General features: G+C 34.6%; 21 protein-coding genes. 16 read left to right on the top strand and 5 right to left on the bottom strand.

The features are described 5' to 3' along the window. The first annotated feature begins 391 nt into the window (after window positions 1–391). The 9 genes from ABZP37_RS07545 to moaA all read left to right on the top strand — a co-directional run bounded on the left by ABZP37_RS07545 (window position 392) and on the right by moaA (window position 7,325). On the top strand, window positions 392–1,561 hold the full coding sequence (locus ABZP37_RS07545) for a molybdopterin molybdotransferase MoeA (protein ID WP_366186965.1): 1,170 nt from the start codon (window positions 392–394) through the stop codon (window positions 1,559–1,561). 151 nt (window positions 1,562–1,712) lie between these two features. Further along, window positions 1,713–2,042, top strand: a complete 330-nt coding sequence (locus ABZP37_RS07550; protein WP_366186967.1) for a winged helix-turn-helix domain-containing protein — start codon at window positions 1,713–1,715, stop codon at window positions 2,040–2,042. Window positions 2,043–2,044: 2 nt separating this feature from the next. Then, window positions 2,045–2,788, top strand: coding sequence for a sulfite exporter TauE/SafE family protein (locus ABZP37_RS07555; protein WP_366186968.1), 744 nt, complete (start codon window positions 2,045–2,047; stop codon window positions 2,786–2,788). 81 nt (window positions 2,789–2,869) lie between these two features. Continuing rightward, window positions 2,870–3,439, top strand: coding sequence for a molybdenum cofactor guanylyltransferase (locus ABZP37_RS07560; RefSeq protein ID WP_366186970.1), 570 nt, complete (start codon window positions 2,870–2,872; stop codon window positions 3,437–3,439). After that, window positions 3,436–3,678: a MoaD/ThiS family protein gene (locus ABZP37_RS07565; RefSeq protein ID WP_366186972.1), complete on the top strand. Its 243-nt coding sequence runs from the start codon at window positions 3,436–3,438 to the stop codon at window positions 3,676–3,678. Before ABZP37_RS07560 ends, ABZP37_RS07565 begins: the two co-directional genes overlap by 4 nt. 48 nt (window positions 3,679–3,726) lie before the next feature. Next, a complete protein-coding gene (locus ABZP37_RS07570) occupies window positions 3,727–4,782 on the top strand; it encodes a HesA/MoeB/ThiF family protein (RefSeq protein ID WP_366186973.1) in 1,056 nt (351 codons plus the stop codon). 6 nt (window positions 4,783–4,788) lie between these two features. Then, window positions 4,789–5,235 carry a molybdenum cofactor biosynthesis protein MoaE gene (locus tag ABZP37_RS07575; protein WP_366186975.1) on the top strand — a complete coding sequence of 149 codons (447 nt, stop codon included), beginning with the start codon at window positions 4,789–4,791 and terminating at the stop codon, window positions 5,233–5,235. A 181-nt stretch (window positions 5,236–5,416) separates the two neighbouring features. Then, window positions 5,417–6,331, top strand: a complete 915-nt coding sequence (moaCB, locus tag ABZP37_RS07580) for a bifunctional molybdenum cofactor biosynthesis protein MoaC/MoaB (RefSeq protein ID WP_366186977.1) — start codon at window positions 5,417–5,419, stop codon at window positions 6,329–6,331. Next, the gene (moaA, locus tag ABZP37_RS07585) at window positions 6,321–7,325 is read left to right on the top strand and encodes a GTP 3',8-cyclase MoaA (RefSeq protein WP_366186979.1); all 1,005 of its coding nucleotides are present in this window, start codon (window positions 6,321–6,323) and stop codon (window positions 7,323–7,325) included. The genes moaCB and moaA overlap by 11 nt, the downstream gene beginning before the upstream one ends. Window positions 7,326–7,672: 347 nt before the next feature. Here moaA and ABZP37_RS07590 read toward each other — a convergent pair whose 3' ends face one another. The 4 genes from ABZP37_RS07590 to ABZP37_RS07605 all read right to left on the bottom strand — a co-directional run bounded on the left by ABZP37_RS07590 (window position 7,673) and on the right by ABZP37_RS07605 (window position 15,435). Continuing rightward, window positions 7,673–9,121, bottom strand: coding sequence for an IS1182 family transposase (locus ABZP37_RS07590; RefSeq protein ID WP_366183768.1), 1,449 nt, complete (start codon window positions 9,119–9,121; stop codon window positions 7,673–7,675). 149 nt (window positions 9,122–9,270) lie between these two features. Next, window positions 9,271–11,442, bottom strand: a complete 2,172-nt coding sequence (locus ABZP37_RS07595; RefSeq protein WP_366186980.1) for a TonB-dependent receptor — start codon at window positions 11,440–11,442, stop codon at window positions 9,271–9,273. A gap of 88 nt (window positions 11,443–11,530) precedes the next feature. Then, window positions 11,531–11,845, bottom strand: a complete 315-nt coding sequence (locus ABZP37_RS07600) for a hypothetical protein (protein WP_366186982.1) — start codon at window positions 11,843–11,845, stop codon at window positions 11,531–11,533. Between the two features lie 740 nt (window positions 11,846–12,585). Further along, a complete protein-coding gene (locus tag ABZP37_RS07605; RefSeq protein ID WP_366186983.1) occupies window positions 12,586–15,435 on the bottom strand; it encodes a T9SS type A sorting domain-containing protein in 2,850 nt (949 codons plus the stop codon). A gap of 274 nt (window positions 15,436–15,709) precedes the next feature. On the opposite strand from ABZP37_RS07605, the gene ABZP37_RS07610 reads away from it, so the two are divergent. Further along, window positions 15,710–16,717: a 2-hydroxyacid dehydrogenase gene (locus tag ABZP37_RS07610; protein ID WP_366186985.1), complete on the top strand. Its 1,008-nt coding sequence runs from the start codon at window positions 15,710–15,712 to the stop codon at window positions 16,715–16,717. 589 nt (window positions 16,718–17,306) lie between these two features. On the opposite strand, the gene htpG is transcribed toward ABZP37_RS07610, so the two are convergent. Beyond that, on the bottom strand, window positions 17,307–19,193 hold the full coding sequence (htpG, locus tag ABZP37_RS07615) for a molecular chaperone HtpG (RefSeq protein WP_366186987.1): 1,887 nt from the start codon (window positions 19,191–19,193) through the stop codon (window positions 17,307–17,309). 182 nt (window positions 19,194–19,375) lie between these two features. Between htpG and ABZP37_RS07620 the strand changes: the two genes are divergently transcribed. The 6 genes from ABZP37_RS07620 (at window position 19,376) to ABZP37_RS07645 (ending at window position 26,942) form a co-directional block, all read left to right on the top strand. Beyond that, a complete protein-coding gene (locus ABZP37_RS07620) occupies window positions 19,376–19,852 on the top strand; it encodes a hypothetical protein (RefSeq protein ID WP_366186989.1) in 477 nt (158 codons plus the stop codon). A 17-nt stretch (window positions 19,853–19,869) separates the two neighbouring features. Continuing rightward, window positions 19,870–20,565, top strand: a complete 696-nt coding sequence (locus ABZP37_RS07625) for an OmpA family protein (RefSeq protein WP_366186990.1) — start codon at window positions 19,870–19,872, stop codon at window positions 20,563–20,565. A 196-nt stretch (window positions 20,566–20,761) separates the two neighbouring features. Continuing rightward, window positions 20,762–21,706, top strand: coding sequence for an ABC transporter ATP-binding protein (locus ABZP37_RS07630; protein WP_366186992.1), 945 nt, complete (start codon window positions 20,762–20,764; stop codon window positions 21,704–21,706). 85 nt (window positions 21,707–21,791) lie between these two features. Beyond that, window positions 21,792–22,799, top strand: a complete 1,008-nt coding sequence (locus ABZP37_RS07635; RefSeq protein ID WP_366186994.1) for a beta-ketoacyl-ACP synthase III — start codon at window positions 21,792–21,794, stop codon at window positions 22,797–22,799. A gap of 131 nt (window positions 22,800–22,930) precedes the next feature. Beyond that, on the top strand, window positions 22,931–24,709 hold the full coding sequence (gene argS / locus ABZP37_RS07640; RefSeq protein ID WP_366186996.1) for an arginine--tRNA ligase: 1,779 nt from the start codon (window positions 22,931–22,933) through the stop codon (window positions 24,707–24,709). Window positions 24,710–25,037: 328 nt separating this feature from the next. Further along, a complete protein-coding gene (locus tag ABZP37_RS07645) occupies window positions 25,038–26,942 on the top strand; it encodes a mechanosensitive ion channel family protein (RefSeq protein ID WP_366186998.1) in 1,905 nt (634 codons plus the stop codon). The last annotated feature ends 1 nt before the right edge of the window (window position 26,943 follow it).

Raw genomic sequence — 26,943 nt, forward strand, 5'->3', positions numbered from 1 at the left:
TCTTTAAGCTTTTTCTTGAGTTAGATTGTATCTTAAAAGATTTACAGAGTGGTATAAATCCTTCTAAAATAGGATGTAAATATATAAATATTTTGAATTGAAATATAAAAAGAGAAATTTTTTTTTAAGCAGCTTTTATGAATATAATTGCTGATTTTTAACTTAATTTATAGTTAATATCTGTTGTTAATTTAAAAAAATTATTCTTTATGTAAAAAAAGAATAATTGTCTATTTTGAACTGGTTTTCTAAAGGTTTAAAAAAAAGGTGAAAAACGTTTTATACCTGCTTAATATTGTTGTGCAAATCAAGATTTGATGTGTAGAACTCTTAAATGATGATAAAAACTTTTAATAATTGTATTTTTGAAAGCGAATAAATAAATATTATCATGGTTACCATACAAGAAGCTTTTTCAATTCTAAAAAATAACCTCCCTCAACCCAAAAAGGAAATGCTACCATTAGCGAAAGCTAAAAGGCACATTCTAGCCGAAGATTTAGTAGCGCCCATCAGTATGCCTCCATTCCGACAATCGGCGATGGATGGTTTTGCTCTCGGACTTCATGACGGATTAGATTATGAAATTATTGGCGAAATCAAAGCTGGTGATGCGCAACAAGTGGAATTAAAAGGGGGTCAAGCTATAAAGATTTTCACAGGTGCTCCCGTTCCAGATTCGGCAACTGCGGTAATGCAAATAGAAAAAGTAATCGTTTCAGGAACTGTTTTACAATTGCAGGAACATCCCAAGCTCCAAATGAATATTCGTCCTATTGGAGAGCAAAATCTAAAAGGAGATTTAGCGCTCGAAAAAGGAACGCTACTCAATGCTGCCTGTATTGGTTTTTTGGCAGGACTAGGATTCACAGAAGTAAACGTATATAAAAAATCCAAAATCGGAATTTTGGTAACGGGGAACGAATTGGTGCAGCCTGGATTGCCTTTAGATTATGGTAAAATTTACGAAAGCAATTCAATTATGTTAGAAATTGCATTACAAGAAGCTTTCTATGAAAACACTAAGATATATTATGTCAATGATGATTTTGAAAACACCAAGAACAAAATAGCAGAAGTATTGGCAGAGAATGATGTTATCCTTATTTCTGGCGGTATCTCAGTTGGCGATTATGATTTTGTGGCAAAAGCACTAGAAGCTTTACAGGTAGAGACGCTTTTTTATAAAGTCAAACAAAAACCCGGGAAACCACTTTTTGCTGGGAAATTAAATGATAAAATGATTTTTGCTTTACCAGGAAATCCTGGTGCTTCACTCACTTGTTTTTACATTTATGTGTTGCCAACTTTACAAAACATTTCAGGATGCAATTCTGATTACGGACAAACAATCTCCAAAAAACTCAGCCATAATTTCACAGTAAGCAATGCTCGAAATCAATTTTTAAAGGCGCATATCGTAGGAGATGAAGTCACCGTTTTAACGCATCAAAATTCTTCTATGCTCAACACTTTTTCTGTATCAAACGGATTGATGTATGTAGAAGATGGTGGATATAAATTGGCGAAAGGTACTGCTGTTGAGGTGTATGTGATTTAAGGTTATAATCTTTTTTTAGGTTAGGAATCAATAGGAACGGGCTTTAGCCCGTTTTTTTATGATTTTAAATCAAAAGGTAATTGCTTTTCATCTTTTTTATAAAAATCCATTTCGTTATATTTGCAAAAGTATAACGGTAAAAACGCCCACTTTGAAAATAAAAAGTAAAATTTGGATTGAGACTGATGAAGGAATTCTGATCAGTGAAGGACGTGTCAAATTGTTGAAGCTAATTGCCGAAACAGGTTCTCTCAATAAAGCAGCCAAAGCCATGGAATTGTCCTATCAAAAAGCGTGGAAATTGGTCGATGTTTCGAATAAATCTGCAAAACATCCTTTGATAGCAACCCAAGTCGGTGGCAATAAAGGTGGTGGAACAGTTTTAACCCCTTATGGACAATCTCTAATTGATGCCTTTGAAAGTATCAATGCCAATTGCTGGGAATTTTTGGATACCGAATTTAAAAAATACGATTTATAGTTATGGTAGATTTATTAGACATGCCTTTGTTGCTAGTGTTGTTGCCTATAGTGGCTTTTTTATATGCTAGCGTTGGTCACGGTGGTGCCAGTGGTTATTTGGCTTTGATGAGTGCTTTTGCATTTCCAGAAACGTTTATGAAACCAACTGCTTTGGTCTTGAATATCTTGGTGTCCGGTGTTTCATTTTATTTTTATTTTAGGGAAAAAAAGTTTAAATGGAATTTGTTTTATCCTTTTGCGATAACGTCGATACCCTTTTCGTTTTTAGGTGGTTATTTGACGGTTTCAGGCTATTATTATAAAATTATTTTGGCAACCGTTTTGATTTTTGCAGTCATGCGATTGCTAGGACTTTTAGGAAAAGAAAAAACAGAAATCAAAAATCTAAATTTATATGCCGCCTTAATCGTTGGAGCTGTAATCGGATTTTTATCAGGATTAATCGGAATTGGCGGCGGAATCATATTGAGTCCCGTGATTATCCTGATGGGTTGGGGAACGATGAAACAAACAGCAGCGGTTTCGGCTTTGTTTATTTTGGTGAATTCCATTTCTGGAATAACAGGTTTCTTGTCCAAAGGGGGAGTTTTACCAGAATCATCTTTACCACTTGTCGGAATTGTATTTGTCGGTGGTTTTTTTGGAGCATATTACGGTAGTAAAAAATTCAACTCGGTAGTATTGAAAAATGTATTAGCAACTGTTTTGGCAATAGCGATTTATAAATTATATGTCACGGCATAAGTTTGAAATGAGAGGTTAGAGGTTAGAAGTGGAAAAAACAAAGCGATTTAGTTACAGTATCCACACTTATAATATAAAAAGATGGAAAACAATTATACGGCATACATTTTAGCAGGTGGTAAAAGCCAACGAATGGGTACAGATAAAGGTTTACTCATGCTTAACGGAAAAACATTTGTAAATCATATTTGTGATGCTTTAAAACCTATTGTTGGAGAAAATATCGTCATTGTTTCTGCTAATGTAGATTATGATGTTTTAGGTCATGCTAGAATTGAAGATTTAATTGATGATAAAGGACCAGTGGGTGGAATTTATACCGCTTTGAAACATTCTAAAACCAAATTTAATTTTGTTTTGAGCGTCGATGCACCTTTAGTCTCTACTGATTTGCTACAATGGTTGGCCGATAAACATGAAGATGGTTATATGATGACACAAGTGCAAGTTGGGGATAAAGCCAGTCCTTTGATTGCTGTTTATGATCGCTCTTGCAAAAGAGTTTTTGGAGAGCATATGGCTGCAAAACAATTAAAATTAAGAGAGGTGGTAGAAGATATGATGCATCAAACGCTTGTTGTTCCTGAAAAATGGAGCAAACAAGTTCAAAATATTAATACTCCCGAAGAATATAAAAATATACAATCATGATTATAAATACAAAATATTTTGGTTTGATTGCTGATATAACGAAAAAGAAAGAAGAACAATTACAATTGGAGGAAACTCTGATTTCAGTTGCTTCTTTGAAATCAATCATGGAAAATAATTATCCTGATTTAAGAAAAACATCCTATTCTGTTGCAGTCAATCAAGCTTTGGTGGGAGTTGAAACCAACCTAAAAGAACAAGATGTAATTGCGTTTTTACCACCGTTTGCGGGAGGTTAGCAAAAATCAAAGATCCAATTTCAAAAGGCAATGCCAAATTAAAAATAAATGAGATACAATCGTCAAATCATCCTTCCTGAAATAGGGGAAATAGGGCAGCAAAAATTAGCTGAGGCTCGTGTCTTGGTGATTGGTGCGGGTGGTTTGGGATGTCCGGTTTTACAAAATTTGGCTGCGGCAGGTGTTGGTTTTATTGGAATTGTTGATGGTGATATTATCGAAGAGACTAATTTACACCGTCAATTGTTGTATAATTTAAGTCATTGTGGTAAAAGCAAAGCGGAAACCGCCGCGCAAGTGATTACTCAAATGAATCCGGATGTTACTGTTACTGTTTACAATCAATTTTTTAATCGAAAGAATGCATTCGAGATTGTAAGTGATTACCAAATCATAGTGGATTGTACCGATACGATTGCAGTACGTTACTTGATTAATGACGTGGCGGTCTATAAAAAAATCCCGGTTGTCTACGCATCAATTTATCGATTTGAAGGACAAGTTTCGGTTTTTAATTATCAAAATGGTCCGAGTTACCGCTGTTTGTTTCCCGGAAAAGAAGGTTTTGAGCAAACGCCAAATTGTGAAACAATGGGTGTTTTGGGAGTTTTACCAAATACATTAGGTGCTTTTCAAGCAACCGAAGTACTAAAAATGATTTTAGGAGTTGGCGAAGTTTTGTCAGGAAAACTGATGATTTATGATGCTTTGAATTTTCAAACGCAGATTATCACTTTCGCTAAAAACCCAAAGGCTATTGAAAAAAGCGTCATCAACGGAAGTTTGCTTTTTAACCAAAAACAAATTGTGGAAGGACTAAATGCAGTAGCTTTTTTTGAGAAAATAAATCAAGAAAAAGTAATGGTAATAGACGTTCGTAAACTGAATGAAAAACTCACATTTATAGAAAATAACGTTATTCAAGTACCGCTAGAAAATTTAGAAACATACAGTCAAAGTATTGACAATAATATAGAAATTGTGTTGTTTTGCAACTCGGGACAAAGAAGCTTATTAGGCTTGAATTATTTAAAAAAACAAGGATTTGAATCGGTTTTTCATTTGGAAAAAGGGATTCAGTCGTTAGAAAAAAATAAAGAATAAAAAATTATGGCAGCAGACAAACCAAAGAAAAGCTCCTTCATTCAAGGTCAAATCACATCGGACTTTATAGGGAATTCGATAGCGAAACATCAAACCAAAACGTCAATAGGCGCACACAACATTTTTTTAGGACAAGTTCGTGCCGATGTTATTGATGGTAAAACTGTTGCAGCGATTGAGTACACCGCTTATGAAGAAATGGCGGAGCAATCTTTTTACGAAATAAGAGAAACGGCTTTCGCCAAATATGACTTGACTTGCATGCACATTTACCACAGTTTGGGGACTGTAAAAGCGGGCGAAATCTGTTTGTTCGTTTTTGTTTCGGCTCCAAGACGAAAAGTGGTTTATGAAGCTTTGGAATTTTTGGTGGAAGAAATTAAAAGGAGTGTCGCTATTTTCGGGAAAGAAGTTTTTGAAGATGAGAGTTATAGTTGGAAGGAAAACAAGTAAGGAGGTTAGGGGGTAAAGGTTAGAGGTTAAAAAAGAGGTTAGAAGTTATCCGTTAAGAAAGAATACAGAGACTAGAATAAAGAGGTTAGAGGAAAGATATTAGAGTATCGAAAATAGAATAGAAAGAATTATTTTTACAACTACACTAAAAGCCAAGAGCCAATAGCTAAAAGCAACAAAAATGGTAGACATTACACATAAAATTATAACCCAACGCACGGCTACGGCTCAGGCGGTTGTGAAAGTTGGCGTAAAAGCCACGATGGAAGCGATTCTAAATAAATCCGTTCCCAAGGGCGATGTCCTTGAAGTAGCACGAACTGCGGGACTTTTTGCGGTGAAAAACACGTCGAATTCGATTCCGGATTGTCACCCTATGCCGATTGAGTTTACGGGAATTGAATATGAATTTATGGAAGATTCTATTTTGATAAAAGTAACCGTGAAGGCAATTTACAGAACAGGTGTTGAGGTGGAAGCCATGCACGGCGCTTCGATTGTGGCTTTGACGATGTATGATATGTTGAAACCGATTGACAAACAGGTGGAGATTTCGAGCATTAAATTGTTGCACAAAAAAGGAGGGAAGTCGGATTTTGGAAAAAACGATGTACCTGATTTAGGAGTTTCGGTAATTGTATGTTCGGATAGCGTTTCGAGCGGTAAAAAAGAGGATAGAGCTGGAAAAGTAATTTCAGAAAAAGTAAAAAGCCTAGGTTTAAGAGTGGCTAAATATACAGTGATTCCAGATGAAATTTTGGATATTCAAGCGACAATAACCGATTTATGCGAAAGCAAGATTGACTTAATTATATTGACTGGCGGTACAGGATTGTCCAACCGTGATGTCACTCCCGAAGCGGTGATTCCGATGCTAGACCGTCGTATTCCAGGGATTGAAGAAGCGATTCGTGCCTATGGTCAGGACCGTACGCCTTATGCGATGTTATCACGCTCGGTGGTTGGTTTTAAAGGCAATACGTTGATTATGGCGTTGCCAGGTTCAACCGCTGGAGCGAGTGAGTCTATGGACGCTGTGTTTCCTTCGATTTTACATTTATTTAAGATACTTAACGGATTCAATCATGGTGCCTAACAAATTCATGCAGGACACGCACGGTCGCGAGCACAACTACTTGCGCATTTCAATTACAGAACATTGTAATTTGAGGTGTACGTATTGTATGCCTGCTGAAGGGATTTCGTTGACGCCAAAACCACACTTGATGACGGCAGACGAGATTGTGACCATTGCACAAACGTTTGTCAATTTGGGTGTAACCAAAATTAGGTTGACAGGTGGCGAGCCATTGGTTAGGAAAGATGCCAAAGATGTTATTGCTCGTTTGGGGAAATTGGGTGTTGAATTGACTATAACCACTAACGGAATTCTAGTTCACGATTTTATTGGTACCTTCAAAGAGGCTGGAATTACGGGACTGAATGTGAGTATTGATAGTTTGGTAAAAGAGAAGTTTAACCTGATCACGCGTCGGAATTATTTCGACCAGTTTTGGAAGAATCTAAATTTGCTAGATGAACAAAATTTTAAATTGAGACTGAATGTCGTGGTCATGAAAGGATTTAACGATAACGAAATTTTAGATTTTATCGAATTAACCAAAGACCGAAATATCATGATTCGGTTTATCGAATTCATGCCTTTTGATGGGAATAAATGGAATAAAGACAAATTGGTTTCTTATGCCGAAATCATGAATCAAACCAATGATAAATATGGAATAACCAAGGTCGAAAGGTTGGTTGATAAACCCAACGACACAGCCAAAAATCATAAAATTTCGGGTTATAAAGGAAGTTTTTCGGTGATTAGTTCGGTAACGAATCCTTTTTGTAGTACGTGCAACCGCATCAGGTTAACGGCAGACGGAAAATTAAAAAATTGTTTGTTTTCGAATACTGAAACTTCGCTGCTCGAAACCTTGAGAGCAGGAGATTCTATAGAACCTTTGATTGCTCAAAACATAAAATCCAAACATGCCATGCGTGGTGGGATGGATGATGATGCCAAATTTCAAAACCCAGATTTGTTTTCGAAAAATAGAAGTATGATTAAAATTGGGGGATAAAATCAAGTCACACGAATTTCACGAATTTACACAAATCAGGACATGATTTAATTACTCGAATACCAAAAGAACGATGAACAATTAGTGCAATTCGTGTCTGACCTGAAATCAGTTGTTGTGCACTGGCTAAAACAAAAAAGGAAGCACGTGATTGGAGGGCACTGAAAAACCTCGCTTATTTCGATTTGTGTTATTTTTCAAAGATTAAAAAAACGCTTATAACAGGATTTCAAACATCCGTTATAAGCGTTTTAAATTTTACAACTGTTTTTATTTTAGATTTTAGGAGTCTATTTTTTGGCTTAAAATGAGTGTATTTTAGACAATACGCAAGTAGAACGCATTTCCTACATTAGTTTTATGATTCTTTTTAAATTTACTGTAAAAATAGCCATTGCTCCTTGCATTTGCATATTGTTTATGCCATAAGATATCGCTCTGTCAAAACCATGTGCATTTTTTAACTCACTATTCTTCGCTTCTATTTTGTATCGGTGCTTTGCTTTTTCTTTGTAATAGTCTGTTTCTTGAAAGGATATTTGCTCTTGATGTAAATCTGATTTTATGGATACCGAATATGTTTTTGTTTTTGCTCCCTCTTTATAACAGCCTTCTGTTAAAGGACATGATTTACATTTTTCAACATCAAAATAGTAAGTGTCGACTTGATTTTCCCCGATATCTTTGGTTCCACCTCGTGCTTTTCGTATTGCCATATGACCCGCAGGACATACAAACCTATCGGCATCTTTATTGTAATCAAATTTATCCTCGTCTTTTCTAAATCCTTGTGTTATGGATGGGTTTAGTCTGGCCACTACTTTAATATTTTGCTCACTTGTGATTTTAAGATTTTCTTTCCCCGAATAGGCACCATCGCCAATAATAGTATCTACCTCAATTCCATTTTCTTGACTAATTTCTAAGAGTTTTGGCAACTCCGGTCCATCTCCTTTTTCTCCCGATGTTACTACGGCTGCTGTTATGATGCGCTCTTCGGTCATAGCTAAATGAGTCTTGTAGCCAAAGAAAGAACTCTCGGCAGATTTATGCCCAGTTTTGGCATCGGTATCTTTTGATAAAATTAAATTTTCTTGTGTATCTTCGATGGTTTCTTTTAGCAAGTTGAGTTTTTCTTTTACGGCCGGTATCAAACTCACCGAAGGATCTTCTTCTAGTCTTTTCTCTAACTCTTTGCTATAAGCCAACTCCTTTTCTAAATCATTCTCGTTGTTCTTCTCTGGCATACGTTCTTTCCATTGTTCATCAAATGAATAAACCACTTTACGAAGTTGTTTGGAATGTTCTCTCAGTACGTCTATAGCTAAAAATGGATTTGACCTTGATAAAGTATGTGTGGCATCAACTATTATAGATTTAGAACGAATAACACCTTTTTCAATGGCTAAGGCTACCGTTTTGTTAATCAATAAATTCAATAAATCGGTGTCTTTTAAGCGGAGTTTTCTAAATTTTGTCAATGAACTTGGGTTGATAACATCGGCTTCGGGTGTCATATCCAAAAAATATTTAAAGGACATGTCAAAACGAGAGCGATCAACAACATCAACATCCGAGACCGTATAAATCGTTTTCAAAAGTAGATATTTGAACATACGAATAGGACTTTCTGCCATACGACCATTATTTACACAATAGGTATGTATAAGTTCATCGGTGATAAATGAAAAATCAATTAATTCATTGATTTTTCGAAGAAGATTATCTTTAGGAATGATTAAATCATATAACGAGGAATGCTCGCTGAACTGAATTTGTTGTTGCTGAACTAACATCTAAAAAGCCTTATAATTACAGTTAAATATAACCAAAAAGAAGCAGTAAATAAAATTTTACTGCTCCTTTTTTATGCTGATTTTTTGTAAATGACTTTTTCAGTGCCCTCCGTGATTGTACTTCCTTTTTTGTTAGTTTAAAAGTGGAATTACAATTTAATCTTCAAACCACCATTCACTACAAAACCATCCACAGGAGCATAAATGTCCCTGAAAGTGGGATTAGTAATGGTTCCTGAATAAATGTTGTCAAACTTAGTTTGGCGAGTATCAGTTATATTTTCGAAATTGATAAAAATGGAGAAATGTTCCCAAAGTTTTTCAATCATAAATCCGCCTAGCCAATACTGCTTACCAGTTGATCCATCGTTAAGTTTTTGTGGACTAAAATAATACGCTTCCAAACCAATTTTCAGTTTATCTTCAATTTCATACATCAAAACATTGTTGAGACGGTGTTTGGCAACCAATGGAAAAGTAGTGGTATTGCCATTGTAATGTTCATTTACGTCTGCTAAAGTGTATCCGATAAAAAGTTTAAAATCTTGGTAAGATAGTTTGATATTAGTTTCAATTCCTTTGGTGTCAATATTTCCGTCTGGTTGTTGAAATTCATAATTGTTATCACTATTTTGTACTAAAACTAAAGGCTTGTTGACCTTGGTATAGAAAAACAAACTGTTGATACTTAATGACAATTGGTCGGTAAGATGCGTTTTGTAGTTTAAATCAAAATTCCCTCCAATTGATTTTTCCGCTTCGGTGGTGTTGGTTGCAATGGGTAATACATTTTGAAACTGAATCCTTTCTGCATCTTCGGTAAATACGGTTGGTGTTTTGTATCCTAATCCTCCACCAATTCGAGCACTCAGTTTTGGGCTAATGGTGTACAAAGCTGATATTCGAGGCAATAGAAAAACCCCATATTCATTTTGGTAATCCAAACGTAATCCTGTTTCTAGAGCGATATTTTCTTTAGGGTTCCAAGTGTTTTGAACAAAAGCTCCAATAGTAGTATGTTTGTAATCCACTGCATTTGTCGAGGCTATTTTCTCTTGTGTAAATTGGTCAGTCCAAAGATTTAGTCCACCAATCCATTCCGTTTTATCAGTGTTTACGTTATAATTGGCTTCAACAAATGAGGAGAACTGTTTACCTGAAAATTCATAATTGGGAACGGTAATATTACGGTCATAGAAACTAAAACTATTTTTGAACGTGAATTTAGTTTGCTCATCAATTATTCGATCAAAACCCAATTGGGTACTAAATCGGTTGGTTTTGTTCTCTTCAAAATACGAATGGTTTGCGTCTCCATTTCCTTTAATATATTCTATATCACCACCAATTCGGTTTTCTATGACATTGTTAAAACCTAAATGTAAAGTTGTCTTTTCATTGAAATACAAATACAATTTGGGGTTGATCGTAAAGCGGTTAAACTTTGGTATTGCTGTTAATCCAATGTCAGCTGGATCATATGCCGTTCCGTGGTTATAAGAAGCAAATACGGTCGTACCTACTTTGTTAAATTTCTGCGAATAAAAACCGCTGACATCCAATCCCAATGCTGAAGTCCCGTTCAGGATAAAGTTTAATTCCCTTTCTTCCTGTGGCGTTTTCGAAACTAAATTTACTAATCCTGCAATCGCTCCTCCACCATAAAGCGTTGACGATGCACCTTTGATCACTTCGACTTGTTTTAAATCTAAAGGGGCAATTTGCATCAAGCTTAAACCGCCAGAAAACCCAGAATACAAAGGGAAACCGTCTCGAATAATTTGCGTGTATTTACCATCTAATCCTTGTATTCGAATCGAGGAGTTGTAACTCGTTGCCGAAGTTTGTTGGGTTTGAATTCCTGTACTTTCGTTAAGCAACATTCTAATGTCGCCAGGTTTCATATTGCCTTTTTCGTCTAATTCTTCGCCTGCAATCGTTTCTACTCGGGTAGGAATATTGGAAATGGTGCGACTACTACGCGTACTTGTAATAACGACGTCGTCTAATTCTTCGCCTTCACTTTCGAGAAATACGGCTACGATAGCGTCGGAATTCAAAGGAAAAGTTAGTTGTTTCGTCTTGGGTTCATAACCAACAAATGTAAATAGAATGGTTTGTTGCCCGTCAGGAATATTTTTGATTTCGATGTTTCCATTTCCATCTGTGATTCCACCTAGGTTGGTGTTTTGAATAACGGCTGTTACACCAATTAGGATTTGATTGGTTTCACTATTTTTTAGAATAGCTTTGAAGTTATTCTGCGCAAATAAAACTGTAAAGTTGCCTAAAGCAACCAACAGCAAGATAAAATTTTTCATTATCGAATGTTTAGTTAATGTCTTGTAAATAAGTAGTGAAGGCAATAATCACCTCCAGAAAATAAATAGTGCGAAAGCACAAAAAGTGTTAACTGATTTTTGGGGGTTGCCAAATGGCGTGTTTGAATTGAGATTGAAGCTCTGGAATGTAGGTAGAAACTAAATTGGTTTCTATAAATACAAAACTGTTATCGGGAACCGAAAAGGTATAACTTGGGAAAGTAAAACCAACACAACTGCCACAGCTAAAGAATGGACAACAGCTACCTTCACAGCTGTCATTGTGATGATTTTTGCCGTTTTGAGTTTGCGAAACTTCATCTTCACAATTATCTTCACCGCAACATCCTTGACTAGAAATTGCCAAAATGAAGATAGATAGTATGATGTATAATATTTTCACAATGCAAAGGTAAAAGCTTCTTAGGACTTTTGGGTTCTTAATTTAGAAAAAGAATTCTTTTTAGTTTGAAATGCTAAAAAATTAAAGATAATCCTTTTAATTTTGTTCGAAAAAAAGAGCAAACTTTAAATAATCACTTTCTCAATTTTTACAAATTTACCTTTGTTGTTATTGCGAGCAATGGATTGTATTACTATTATATTCCAATAATAATAATAATAATAATATGAGTATCCAACTCCCACAAATTAGTATTTAATGGGTAGGTTTCGGTCGCTTTTTTTATTTGAGCTTCCGTGACTTCCAGTTCCTCCTGTGTCAATTTTAGATCAATGTCATTTCGAACAATACCTGTATTTTGACGTATCAAAAGTTGTAAGCCTTCTTTGGTTTTGGTTATAAATCGGAATCAATTCTAGGTTTTTTGTTTCACCCCAGTCGTAGATTTCGCCCTCAAATTGGGTGGCTGTAAATTGATTATCATTCCAATAATCATATTGTCGAAATGCGTCTCAATAGCTCACCTGTCAACACTTTTGTTTTGGATAAGAGATTGTAAGTATTCAAATTTGGTTGCTGTACGCATCATTGATTTTGTTTTTAATAGGCTTTAGTTGGTTGTGTTATTTACCGACAGGAAATCATCCTAAAAAATAAAATTCAAACAAATTACTTAAACAAAAAAAGGAACTTCGTCACGAAGTTCCTTTTTTTGTTTTAAAAATATATTGAGTTTATAATTATTTAGAAATAATTATTTTCTCGAAAACCTTCTTGTTTTCAGTATTTGGAATAGAAATAAAATACACACCAGAATTCAAGTCGCCCAGAGGAATTGTGATTGAAATATTGTTTGTTGTTGCACTCTTTACTTTTTGCCCTAACGTATTATATATTGTGTATTCACCTGCAATTATGTTTTCTATAGTTACCACGTCTTTTGTTGGGTTTGGATAGATTTTATAAGGCTTATTTATGACTTCAGTAAAGGTTTTTGTTGCTAATGTAACTCCGGATTTTACTAGCAGCACATCATAAGGTTTCATTACAATTGTCTCACTTACAGTGGTTCCGTCAATCATATTGCTGTATGCAACACCCGAAGTAGGGAGTTTAATTTGCTGGTCAATTAAACTCATATTTATAAGGGAAACAACTGCTTTTCCATCAGGAGTATTTCCTTGTGATGCTAAAACCCCAAAAGACTCTGTTGTGCTTCCTACTACTTGAATTTTAAAATCAATTACAGGAGTAGGAATCGTTAAATTAGTTCTTAAACTAGTTATTAATGTGTTTAGGATTGTGTTTGCATTACCGGAATTGGTTGTAATTTGTCCAGCATCCGGAGTTGTATTCGTTCCAAGATAAGTAAACGAACCATCATAAGTAAAGGATTTTGTTGCAAAACTAGTGCTTCTTGAAGTGTTTGAAGTTCCTTTCTCATCTTTTATAAAATTAGTAGTTCCAGTACGTTTAATTTCAAGAATGCCAACAGTGCTATTATTACTTTTGAAAGTATTCAATGCAGTAATACTACTAGTTTTGATGAATAAAGTAGGCGGAATTATAATTGCTTTTGGAGTGTAATTTAGACTATTTATTTTGTTTTGCGTGGTGAATCCGACTTTTACATTCATTAATTTCAAGGCCTCATAAATTTGTGCCATTTGCTGGATATAATCAAAATCTTGTAAAGCTGCTTCATTACTATAGTAGATTAAAAAATCCCTTTTAGTAGGTGATAATGTCGCAACAGTTTCGCTAAGGGCATTTATTTCTTTCATGGCTTTACCAAAATCTTCAAAAGCAATTGGTTGGTGTTGTGGGGACGACATTGTGTTTCCAACTGTATTGGTTTTGCCTTCTAAATCTCCTTTGATGCTTCCGTTAGTTCCGTCTTCCCGATACCACCACCAAGCATTAACCACACCTAAACCAGTAGTAAATCCGTGCCATAAACCGGAATGAACAAAACCTTTGTCAAGGGTGAAATTATGCCAAGCATTACTGGAAACACCATGCCATTCGGAGTCAAAAATAGGTTTGTTAGGGTATAAGGATTTAAAGAAGTCAATATTTATTGCTTGTTCTCTCCATTCCGTAATATAACGTCCAAGCCACCAATCTCTGTAAAAACGTGCGTTTCTTCCGTGCGTTTTATTAGGTGTTATTTGGCTGTCAAAACTGATGATGTCCATTAAATCACCGGAAGCTTCTAGATCAATACCACTATCTCTATCTGGTGCTTCAACCTCGTTTCCGATTATTTTTATAGATACTTTAGCTGTTGGATCTGATTCTAAAGTGTATTGCTTCAAGTTAGAATGCCATTTTGTAGCTCTATTTTGATTGAACCTTAACCAATCATACCAAATTGGTGTTCCTTGTAAATTTCTTTGGTTTTCTGTGAAAAGTGCCAAAGGTGAGGTTGTAGAAGTTTGCGTAGGAACGGTTTTTAATTGGTCAAAGGTACTGTAGGTAGCATTGTAAACTGTGTTTAAATTAGCAATGGTGACGTATTCTGTTGTTAAATACTCGGCAAATGCTGTTCTTGTATAAGGGGATAATCCCTTTGAGGCATCATCTGACCCTGAATTTGATATTAAATCCCAATGTGGTTCATTAGATAATACATAGATAAGCGGACTAGAACCTGCGGCTGATTTTATACTTGGTATGTAGGATTGTAGCATATTTTTATTCCAGTTATTAGCAGTGTTGTCTGCAATTACTGGATAGTCAATGTCATAAGCTGCAAATGCTCTTTTGTAATCTGCAATTTTGTAGTGCGGAGAGTTTGGATCATTGGATGCTGTGGTCATCCATCCTGCCAGTGGGTTGTGAGTAATTTGAACCTGTACTGGAGTTTGTCCGTTAGATACATTTGTCGAAACTAAGTTTACTTGACTTGAAAGTTGGCCAGAAGTGAAAACTGCGTTAGGAGAATTAGTGGTTTGTGGCGACAAAAAACTAGACCCTAAGTAGCCTATTGTTTTCATTAAATCTGATTCAGATTGCATACTCCACATCGTACTTGGAAAAATTACTTTTCCGTCTTTTTTATAATAACTAGAATTGGTGTCAAGCGTGGGGTATGTCGTTGTAGAATAAGCAAGTACTTGTGGAAGGATTATAGTTCCGTTTATTTGTTTGTTAGCCTCAGTAATGGCATTGTCTAAAATTTTCACACAGTCATACAGTATTTGAAAAGGGTCAAATATAGAAAAATCAGCTACTGTTATTCCTTCTTTTGGTAATTGTGCTTTAAAATTATTATGAAACCCAAGGTATCCAGTTCCAATATACTTTGCTTGCAATACAGTTGCATTAGCTCTATCTCTTGTCGCATAGACAACAAATTCATCTGCTGTAACGATAGTTCCTTGTGCGTATCTTGATTCTAAATTGGCGGTTTGTAATTGTGTAACCTGACTAGAAAGGGTTGCTCTTCTACTGCTAATTTGAGAAATTAATCCATCCCATGCTGTTTGGTTTAGCGTTCCGGGATAGAAATTTTGCGAAAAACCATATAAGGACGTAATTAATAGCAGGGCTACGAGTATCGTTTTTGAATGTAAAATTTTTTTCATATTTGGATAGGTTTATTTGGAATAAAAATCAAACTATTTTGTCGTTGAAATAGATTAATTTTTAACCATATAAAGTTAGTCTTAATTATTGTGCATAATTAAATGAAAATTACCCTCTATTGTTAGTAAATTACCCTTTAACTAGGGGTTTGTATTTGATTTTTTGATCAATAATCAGAAATATTAGTTCTGTTTATTTATTAATAATGTCGGCCTTGTGAATTAATTATTACCTACATTTAGACATGATTTTAATCTAATGTTTACAGTAAATATGAAGCAGACAAAAATTTCTTTTTTTTCAACTCAGCCATATGATAAAGTGTTTTTCGAAAAGTATAATGCTGATTTTGGCTTTCAATTAGATTTTATCGAAACACAATTGAATGAGCAAACTGTTCAAATGATTCAAGGCAGTGTAGTAGTCTGCGTCTTTGTTAATGACGTGGTTAATGCAGTAGTGATTCAAGAATTATCCAGCAAAAAAGTAAAGGTAATTGCCTTACGTTGTGCAGGTTTCAATAATGTAGATTTGGCTGCAGCCAAAAAAGCTGGAATACGAGTATGTCGTGTGCCGTCCTATTCTCCCGAAGCTGTTGCAGAACACGCCATGGCAATGATTTTGACTTTAAATAGAAAAACACATAAAGCTTATAATCGGGTACGCGAACAAAACTTTTCGCTCAACGGATTGCTAGGTTTCGATCTTCACGGCAAAACAGTTGGCGTTATCGGAACTGGAAATATTGGAAAAGCTTTTGCCAAAATAATTTTAGGTTTCGGTTGTAAAGTCTTGGCTTTTGATATCGCTAAAGACCAAGATTTAGAAAAATTGGGAGTGCAATACGACTCTATAGAAACAATTTTTAAAACGGCAGATGTGATTTCGCTTCATTGCCCTTTAAATGAACAAACGAAGCATCTTATTAATACAGCATCACTTTCGTTAATGAAAAAAAACATCATGGTCATCAATACCAGTAGGGGTGCTTTGATTAATACACCGGATGTTATCGACGCCTTAAAAAATTCTAAAATAGGCTATCTCGGAATTGATGTCTATGAGCAAGAAGAAAAATTATTTTTCAAAGACTTGTCAGAAGATATTATTCAAGACGATGACATTCAGCGATTAATGAGTTTTCCGAATGTTTTGGTGACAGCGCACCAAGCCTTTTTTACCAATGAAGCGCTGACCCAAATTGCTATTACGACTTTGCAAAATGTAACTGACCTGCTATCAAATAAGGATTTTGAAAATAAAGCAGCTTTGTTGAATTAAATAAAAAAAAGGAACTTCCGTCATGAAGTTCCTTTTTTTTTGTTTGTACGAGTGAATTACTATAGCAGTCGAATCATTTCTGAAGAATGTTTTTTTTCTGTTTAAAATTTTATTTGCCCGACTTTTAAGATAATTATTTTTACTAAATCATTTTGAGTATTGCAGTTTTAGTTTGTTAAAACACCAATCATAGCATCAATTTTAATTTATTTTTTTTGCGAGGAAAACCATTTTTATTTTGAATCATTTCATTTTTTTTATCAAATGTGCTCCATATGAATTTATTCATCAAATAATAAGGTGTAATTACTTTCTGAATATACTTTTTCAGTGACCTCCATCGGGAAGGACTTTTTTTTTAAAACCAGCGAATTACTCCACCAATGCTCCAACTGTAAATAATAGAAATAGTCAAAAAACAATTCGTTTAAGTGAAGTTACAGTAAATGAGAATACAACAGTTACTATGTCTAGTGTTATGGTGTTTATAAATAGACATCTTTTTGATTACAAAAAAAAAAACCTGCAAGTCCCTAAAATTAGGTAAACTCACAGGTTTCATTATTGGTATGCTATGGTCAATTTACTTTTATTTGATTAACTCAAAACTTCTTTTTACAAAAGCAGTTAAAGCCTCTCCTTTTAATAAATTTTGAGACAATTTAGCCAAATCCAAAGCTTGTTTTACTAAACCTTCTTGAGCATTTTTATCTGTATTATTTAAAATGTTAGTAGCTAATTCCGAGTTAGTGTTTACTACCAAATTGTACATTTCTGGCATATTTCCCATTCCGAACATTCCGCCGCCACCTGATTGACTCATTTCTTTCATTCTACGCATGAATTCTGGTTGCGTGATGATAAATGGAGCCGATTTGCTGTCTAGAGCTTGTAATTGAACTGTGTAGTTTTGTTTGGGTACAATAGCTTCCAAAACTGTTTTTAAGCTTGTTTGCTCTTCATCAGATAATTTTGAAATTGTAGTTTCATCTTTTTTGATTAAGTTATCAATATGGTCAGAATCTACACGTACAAACGTTAAGTTTTGATTGTCTCCTTCCACTTTTTGAATTAAATGAGAGATAATAGGAGAGTCAAGTAATAAAACTTCGTATCCTTTTTCTTGAGCAATTTCAATATAAGCGTGTTGTTGTTCTTTGTTTCCAGCGTACAATACAACGGTTTTTCCGTCTTTGTCGGTTTGTTTTTCTTTGATTGCTTCTTTTAACTCTTCAAGTGTAAAGAATTTATTGTCTACTGTTGGATACAATACAAAAGCACCTGATTTTTCGTAGAATTTATCATCAGAAAGCATTCCGTATTCAAGGACAATTTTGATATCGTTCCATTTCTTTTCAAATTCGGCACGGTCTTCTGTGAAAAGAGATTTTAATTTGTCGGCAACTTTACGAGTAATATAGTTTGCTATTTTTTTCACCGCACCGTCAGCTTGCAAACTAGAACGTGAAACATTCAAAGGAATATCTGGAGAGTCAATAGCTCCTTTTAACATGGTCAAAAATTCAGGTACAATTCCTTCTACGTTATCAGTAACGTAAACTTGGTTTTGGTACAATTGAATTTTGTCTTTTTGCATTTGCATATCATTACCTAATTTAGGGAAATACAAAATACCAGTAAGGTTAAATGGATAATCTACATTAAGGTGAATGTGAAATAATGGTTCTTCGAACTGCATTGGATACAATTCATGGTAGAATTTTTTATAATCCTCATCAGCTAATTCTGTTGGAGCTATCGTCCAAGCAGGATTGGTGTTGTTGATAATGTTGTCAAGTTCAATAGTTTCTGCAACAAAATCTTCAGGAGCATCTTCAGGTTTTGGTAAAGTTTCTGTTTTAGTTCCAAATTTAATCGGAATAGGCATAAACTTATTGTACTTGTTTAAAAGTTCATTGATTTTAAACTCTTCTAAAAATTCTAATGAATCTTCAGCAATGTGCAAGATGATTTCAGTTCCGCGAGACGTTTTATCTGCTGGTTCCAATGAGAATTCAGGACTACCATCGCAAATCCAGTGTGCAGCCGGTTCGTCTTTGTATGATTTAGTAATGATTTCAACTTTAGAAGCCACCATAAAAGCAGAGTAAAAACCAAGTCCAAAATGACCAATGATTCCAGAATCTTTAGCAGAATCTTTATATTTTTCTAGAAATTCTTCTGCTCCAGAAAAAGCCAATTGATTGATATATTTTTCTACTTCGTCAGCAGTCATACCAATACCTTGGTCGATAATATGCAGTTTTTTGCCTTCTTTATCAACTTTTACTTCGATGATTGGATTGCCGTATTCAGTATTAGTTTCACCAATACTTATAAGATGTTTTAATTTTGAAGTTGCATCAGTCCCATTTGAAATTAATTCACGTAAGAAAATCTCGTGATCACTGTATAGGAACTTCTTGATTAAAGGGAAGATGTTTTCTACTGAAACATTAATTTTTCCTGTTGTCATATTTAAATTTTATTAATTGGGTTTTACAATCTGCCTCAGTTCTCTCAAATAAAATACCAATTATATATAAAGTGACAAAATGGCGTACTGATAATTATGGAATAAAAAAAGTAAATTTTGAAACTATTATTAGTTTCTATGATTGTATCTTTGTCTGAGTTTAACTATAAAGCGTGATTTAGATGAAAAAAATTATTTTATTAGGTGCAATGTCATTAATGATGTTTGCGTGTAAAACAAGTTCTGTTACAAATAGTAAATTGGATAGAAGGGCTGAAGTTGCCATGAAGGGAAATTGGGTTATTAGTTCTGTAAGCTATCCGGGTTCAGAATATATTAAAGTAAATTCATTTCAACTAGCAGATTCTAAATGTTTTGAAGGAAGTGCTTGGAAATTGGTTTCGAATAATAACAAAGGAACAATGGATTTGACTAGTGCTAATTGTGCGGCATTTAGTTCACCTATTACTTGGTTTGTAAACCAAGAAGGACAGTTTGTTTTGAAAGTCTTAAATGCAGGTGAAAAAGCAAAAAAAGTTAGAGATGGTTATGTTTTGACTGTAGCTAATCAAACAGAATCTTCATTTCAATTGATTGATAAAATCAATGTAGGAGGGAAATTAACTGATGTTGTGTATCAATTTCAAAAAACAAACTAATTAAAATAAAGTAAGATATGAAAAAGTTTTCAGTAATAGCATTGGCATTAATGATGTCAATTGGAACGTTTTTTACAAGTTGTGAATCAATTAAAAACACGAATAAAACTCAAAGAGGTGCTGGTATTGGAGCGGTTGCTGGAGCAGTTATAGGTGGTGTTTTAGGGAACAATTTAGGTAAAGGTGGTAATGGTGCAATGGGTGCTGTACTTGGTGGAGTTGTTGGTGGAGTTGCCGGTGGAGTTATTGGTAATAAAATGGACAAACAAGCGCGTCAAATTGACCAAGCACTTCCTGGTGCTGAAGTAGAAAGAGTAGGAGAAGGAATAAAATTAGTATTGAATGAAAATGCAGTACGTTTTGACACTAATAAATCTTCTTTGACTGCAGCAGCCAAAACTAATTTAGATAAATTAATTCCTGTTTTTCAAGAATATGCAGATACTAATATTACTATTTTTGGTTATACAGATAGTACAGGTTCAGCAGATTATAACTTGAAACTTTCAGGAGAAAGAGCTGCATCTGTAAAAAGCTATTTAGCTTCAAAAGGATTGTCTTCTTCTAGGTTTAAAGTGACTGGTTTAGGAATAGCTGATCCAATTGCATCTAATGAAACAGTTGAAGGTAGAAGTAAAAACCGTCGTGTTGAGTTTGCTATTACTGCCAATGAAAAAATGTTACAAGATGCGCAAAAAGAAGGAGGGAATTAAAAAAAAATATCTTTCTTGTTATAGATAGAAAAGGATTCTCATTAAGTTGAGAATCCTTTTTTTTTGTGAAAATTTTCATTTAACAATTAGTGATAATTGTTAAAAGGATACATTAATCCAAAGCTTAAATTAAGTTAAAACAAAGTATTTTAATGAAAGTAATCTATCTTTGCAAACTCAAAAAATAATAATTACAATGCTTCAAGTTCAAAATATTTCTTTTGCTTATATCAATAAGCCTGTTTTAAAAAATATAAATTTCACCATAAATAAAGGGCGAAATATTGCGGTAATTGGTGAAAGTGGATGTGGTAAAAGTACACTTCTAAAATTAATTTATGGATTATTCGACCTTGATCAAGGTGCTATTTTTTGGAATGATAGTGAGATTTTGGGGCCAAAATTTCATTTGGTTCCGGGTATGCCCTATATTAAATACTTGTCTCAAGATTTTGATTTAATGCCTTATGTTACTGTGGCAGAAAATGTGGGTAAATTTCTTTCTAATGTACGTCAAGATCTAAAAAAAGCTAGAATTAATGAGTTGTTAGAAATTGTCGAAATGACAGATTATGCTAACGTAAAAGCTAAATATTTGAGTGGGGGACAACAACAACGAGTAGCATTAGCAAGAGCATTGGCATTAGAACCAGAAATTTTGTTGTTAGACGAGCCTTTTAGTCACATCGATAATTTTAGGAAAAATGCTTTACGTCGTAATCTATTTGCTTATTTAAAAGCTAAAGGTGTTACTTGTATCGTGGCTACTCATGATAGTACGGATGCGCTTTCATTTGCCGATGAAACGATAGTCCTTTATGATGGTCAAATGGTAGAAATGGCTAATTCAGTAGATTTATACAATACACCAATTAATAAATATGTAGCTTCACTTTTTGGGGAAGTAAATGAATTGCAATTATCCAATTTAGTACCTATTGATGGCGAAGATGAGGAGGTTCTTTTGTATCCACACCAACTTAAATTGGTGGAAAATGGACTGATGAAAGTAACTGTGAAAGAATCTTATTTTAAAGGGAGTTACTATTTAATCAAAGCTGTTTTTAATAGAAAAGTGGTGTTTTTCGAACATGAAATCGCTTTAGAGCATAATCAAGAAGTAAGTTTGATGATTGCTTAAAAGTTTTTATTTGTTTGAAAAATATAAATGAATAATTGCTTAAAAAGTAGTAATTTGTGTGCTACTAACCTTTATTCTAGTAAATATGTTTCACTCCAAAATAGCAGGTTTGGGATTTTATGTCCCATCTAATGTCGTTACTAACGATGATTTATCAAAATTAATTGATACGAATGATGAATGGATTCAAGAGCGGACTGGGATTCAGGAGCGTCGTCATATAATTAAAGGGGAAGACACCACTACTTCGATGGGTGTGAAAGCTGCTAAAATAGCGATAGAACGTTCTGGTGTTGCCAAAGAGGATATTGATTTTGTCGTTTTTGCAACCTTAAGTCCAGATTATTATTTTCCAGGGCCAGGTGTTTTGGTACAACGGGATTTAGGATTACGAACTGTAGGTGCATTGGATGTACGCAATCAATGCTCTGGTTTTGTTTATGCACTATCGGTGGCGGATCAATACATTAAAACAGGTATGTATAAAAATGTCCTAGTGATCGGTTCCGAAGTTCATTCGACAGGATTAGATATGACTACTCGCGGACGTGGAGTTTCTGTGATTTTTGGAGATGGAGCGGGAGCAGCAGTATTGAGTCGAGAAGAGGATTTGACCAAAGGAATTCTATCTACTCATTTGCATTCAGAAGGAATTCATGCCGAAGAATTAGTCTTGAAGGCTCCAGGAATGGGAGGTCGTTGGGTAACCGATATTCTCGAAGATAATAACCCTGATGACGAAAGTTACTACCCTTATATGAACGGACAATTTGTTTTTAAAAACGCAGTGGTTCGCTTTAGTGAAGTCATTAATGAAGGTTTAGAGGCAAATAATTTACAAGTTTCGGATATAGATATGTTGATTCCACATCAAGCTAACCTCAGGATTTCACAATACATCCAGAAAAAATTTGGATTAAGTAATGATCAAGTACATAATAATGTCCAAAAATACGGAAATACAACCGCAGCATCCATTCCAATTGCTTTGACCGAAGCTTGGGAACTCGGTAAGATTAAAAAAGGAGATACCGTTGTTTTAGCTGCTTTTGGTAGTGGATTTACTTGGGCTAGCGCCATTATCAAATGGTAGAATTCACTGTTTTTTAATACTATAAAAAGACACTCATTGAGTGTCTTTTCTTTTTTCGATAACCTTGTCGTTTCTCATTTTCAAATTGGCGCATTATACCTATATTTGCACCCATTAAAAAAAGCAATAAAATGACATTATCAGATATTCTTACACCCTCAATCCAGAAAGCCGTTCAAGACCTGTTTGAAGTTACGATCGAAAAAGTAGAATTTCAATCGACTCGTAAGGAGTTTGAAGGAGATATTACTATGGTGATTTTTCCTTTATTGAAATTGGTCAAAAGTAATCCAGTGGAATTAGGGAATAAAATAGGGAGCTATTTAGTTGAAAACGTAGATGCTGTTAGTAAATTTAATGTTGTTTCAGGATTTTTGAATATCGTCATTTCGGATGGTTATTATTTAAGTTTTTTCAACCAAATCAGAAATGTAGAAAAATTCGGATTTCAATCTCCAAAAGCTGATGATTCAGCGGTAATGGTCGAATATTCTTCGCCAAACACCAATAAGCCGTTGCATTTAGGTCATGTTCGAAATAACTTATTAGGATATTCCGTTGCAGAGATTATCAAAGCATCTGGTAAAAAAGTATATAAAACTCAAATTATCAACGATAGAGGAATCCATATTTGCAAGTCGATGTTAGCTTGGCAAAAATTTGGAAATGAATCGACTCCAGAATCGACAGGTTTAAAAGGAGATAAATTAGTAGGTAATTATTATGTTGCTTTTGATAAAGCGTATAAAGAAGAAATTAGCCAATTGATGGCAGCCGGAAAAACCGAAGATGAAGCCAAAAAACAAGCGCCAATTATTCTAGAAGCACAAGAAATGCTTTTGAAATGGGAAGCAGGAGATGAGGCTGTAATCGCACTTTGGAAAAAAATGAACCAATGGGTTTATGATGGTTTTGCCGCAACCTACGCAACCATGGGCGTTGATTTTGATAGTTATTACTATGAAAGTAACACTTATTTATTAGGTAAAGATGTCGTGCAAGTAGGATTAGACAAAGGAATTTTCGAAAAAGATCCTGATGGTTCTGTTTGGATCGATTTAACTGCCGAAGGTTTGGACCGTAAAATTGTTTTGCGTTCAGACGGAACAGCCGTTTATATGACCCAAGATATTGGTACAGCTATTCAACGTGTAAAAGACATGCCCGATGTTGGCGGAATCGTTTACACTGTAGGTAATGAACAAGATTATCATTTCAAAGTTTTATTTCTAATTTTGAAAAAATTAGGTTTTGATTGGGCTGCCAATCTATTCCATTTGTCCTACGGAATGGTTGATTTACCTTCTGGAAAAATGAAATCTCGTGAAGGAACTGTCGTAGATGCCGATGATTTGATGGAAGAAATGGCGACTACAGCTCAAAAAATCGCCGAAGATTTGGGTAAATTAGAAGGCTATTCAGCCGAAGAAAAATCCAAATTGTACAAAACAATCGGTCTAGGAGCTTTGAAATATTACATTTTAAAAGTAGATCCAAAAAAACGAATCCTTTTCAACCCCGAAGAATCAGTAGATTTTGCAGGAAACACGGGGCCGTTCATTCAATACACATACGCTCGTATTCAGTCGATTATTCGTAAAGCCGAATTTGATTATTCGCAAGACGCAACCATAGTTGATTTGCATGAGAAAGAGAAAGAACTCATCAAACAATTAGAATTGTTTTCTGAGGTGATTCAAAACGCAGCTCACAATCATAGTCCCGCATTAATTGCTAATTACACCTATGATTTAGTTAGAGAATATAACTCATTTTACCAAGCCGTACCTATTTTGGGCGAAGCCGATTTACAAAACAAATCCTTTAGAGTACAGCTTTCCAAGCGAGTTGCCGACACCATTGCCGACGCTTTCAGTCTCTTAGGAATCAACGTTCCAGAGAGAATGTAAAATGATATTTTGGGCGTGCCCACAAAAAAAAATGGCTAAGCAGTTTGCGCTTAGCCATTTTTTTTTGTGGTCGGGCTATTCGTTGCAAGTCCTCAACAAGTTCCGCTATCGCTACACTTGTTTGTGGGCTTTTCACTGCTATCCCTCACGCAAGCAAACTGAAGATTGAAATTGATTTGTTTTCACAAAGTAGATTTTTTAGAGCATAATCTTTAGTAATAAAACAAAGCTTCAATCATTCAAATAAACTACTTTTGGCGACGCATATTCAAGAAGCTTTGGTGTTAAAATCAATACTTCCAAAATCTTTAAATAATAATTGTCCTCCATGAAATTACTATCTCAACTATTTCTTTTTTTGTTGTTCACACAACTAAGTTATTCCCAAAATAAAACCCAAAAAACAGATGCCTCACAAACAGAAGTACAAGAGGTAGCTGTTGCCAAACAAGTGGATTCTGCCAACACAGTTGTGTTTAATGCGTATAACAAAAAACTGCAAGAACTCGAAGTGCTGCGTCTCAAAGACTCTGTAGAACAAGCAAAACTACAAACGAGATTAGATAAATTAAGCACGACGGATAATATTCAGAAAGACAAACTGCTAAAGCAACTTCAGGAGTTTGCAGACAAAGACAAAGAACGATTTGAATTCAAAAAACGTGAAATCGATTCTTTGAGAAAAACAGCAAAGTCTTATCCTGTAATGGGTTTTTTTAGCGATAGTTTGTTTGTGATTTACAGTAAACTAGGAAGTTTTTCTGTAAAAGACCGTGCAGAGGCGATTTCGAATAGAATTCAAAAACTAGCGGATATTTATCAATTCAAAAAAGAGGATATTAAAGTAGTACAGTCAGAAAGTACTGCCGATGTTATTGTGGGAGAAAGCATCATCACAAGCGTCTCCGAGAACGATGCGATTTGGAACAATTCTACCAAAAAAGAATTGGCTGACAAATATAAAATTTTAATCGAAAATGCAGTCATCAAATACCAAGAGGAAACCAGTTTTGAAACCTTAGGAAAAGAAATTGCGATAGCGCTTTTGATTATCTTGATTGTGGGGATTATTATTTATTTCATTCGAAAAGGATTCCGATTGCTAAATGAAAAAATCAAAGAGAAAGAAGGGTCTTCTCTAAGTGGAATTACTATTAAAAACTACACATTATTCGATGCTAGTAGACAAGTTAAAGTTTTTGTTGCAGTCAGTAATTTTGTAAAATGGATATTAACCATTCTTACTGTTTATCTATCCTTACCCATATTATTTGGAATTTTTCCGTGGACCAAACATTTTACAGATACTCTTATTGAATACATAAAAAGTCCAGCAGTCAAAATTGTAATGGGAGTTTGGGATTATTTGCCCAATTTAATAACCATTATAGTTATTGTGGTATTTTTTAGATACGTACTACGTTTTGTTTATTTTCTAAAGACCGAAGTAGAAAACGAAAATTTGCAACTCTCCGGTTTTTACCCCGATTGGGCAAATCCAACCTATCAAATTATAAAAGTGGTTTTATATGCTTTTATGGGGATTGTAATTTTTCCGTATTTGCCTGGGAGTGATTCCCCTATATTTCAAGGAGTTTCGGTTTTCTTAGGAGTCTTGTTTACTTTTGGTTCATCGGGATCGTTGTCCAATGTAGTGGCAGGTTTGGTATTGACCTATATGCGTTTGTTTAAAATTGGTGATCGTGTAAAAATCGGTGAAGTTTTTGGCGATGTAATCGAAAAATCAATGTTGGTAACTCGGGTTAGAACCACTAAAAATGAAATTATATCGATTCCAAATTCAACCGTAATGAATAGTCATACTATCAATTATAGTAGTGATGCGCCTACTAATGGATTGATTTTACATACAACGATTACGTTGGGTTATGATGTGCCTTGGAAAAAAGTACACCAAACATTGATAGATGCTGCTAACCGTACTGAGTGGTTACAAAAATCACCGTCGCCTTTTGTCTTACAAACGAGTTTAGATGATTTTTACGTATCTTACCAAGTAAATGCATACACCAAAGAAGTCAATAAACAAGCGCTGATCTATTCTTATTTGCACGCTAATATTCAAGATTGTTGCAACGAAAATGGAATCGAAATACTTTCTCCTCATTACAGAGCAGCAAGAGACGGCAGTCAGGTAACCATTCCTGAAGATTATTTGAATAAAAATTACCAAGCACCAAAATTTAATGTATCTATTTCAAAAGAAGATTAGT

Source organism: Flavobacterium ovatum (assembly GCF_040703125.1).
Lineage (GTDB): Bacteria > Bacteroidota > Bacteroidia > Flavobacteriales > Flavobacteriaceae > Flavobacterium > Flavobacterium ovatum.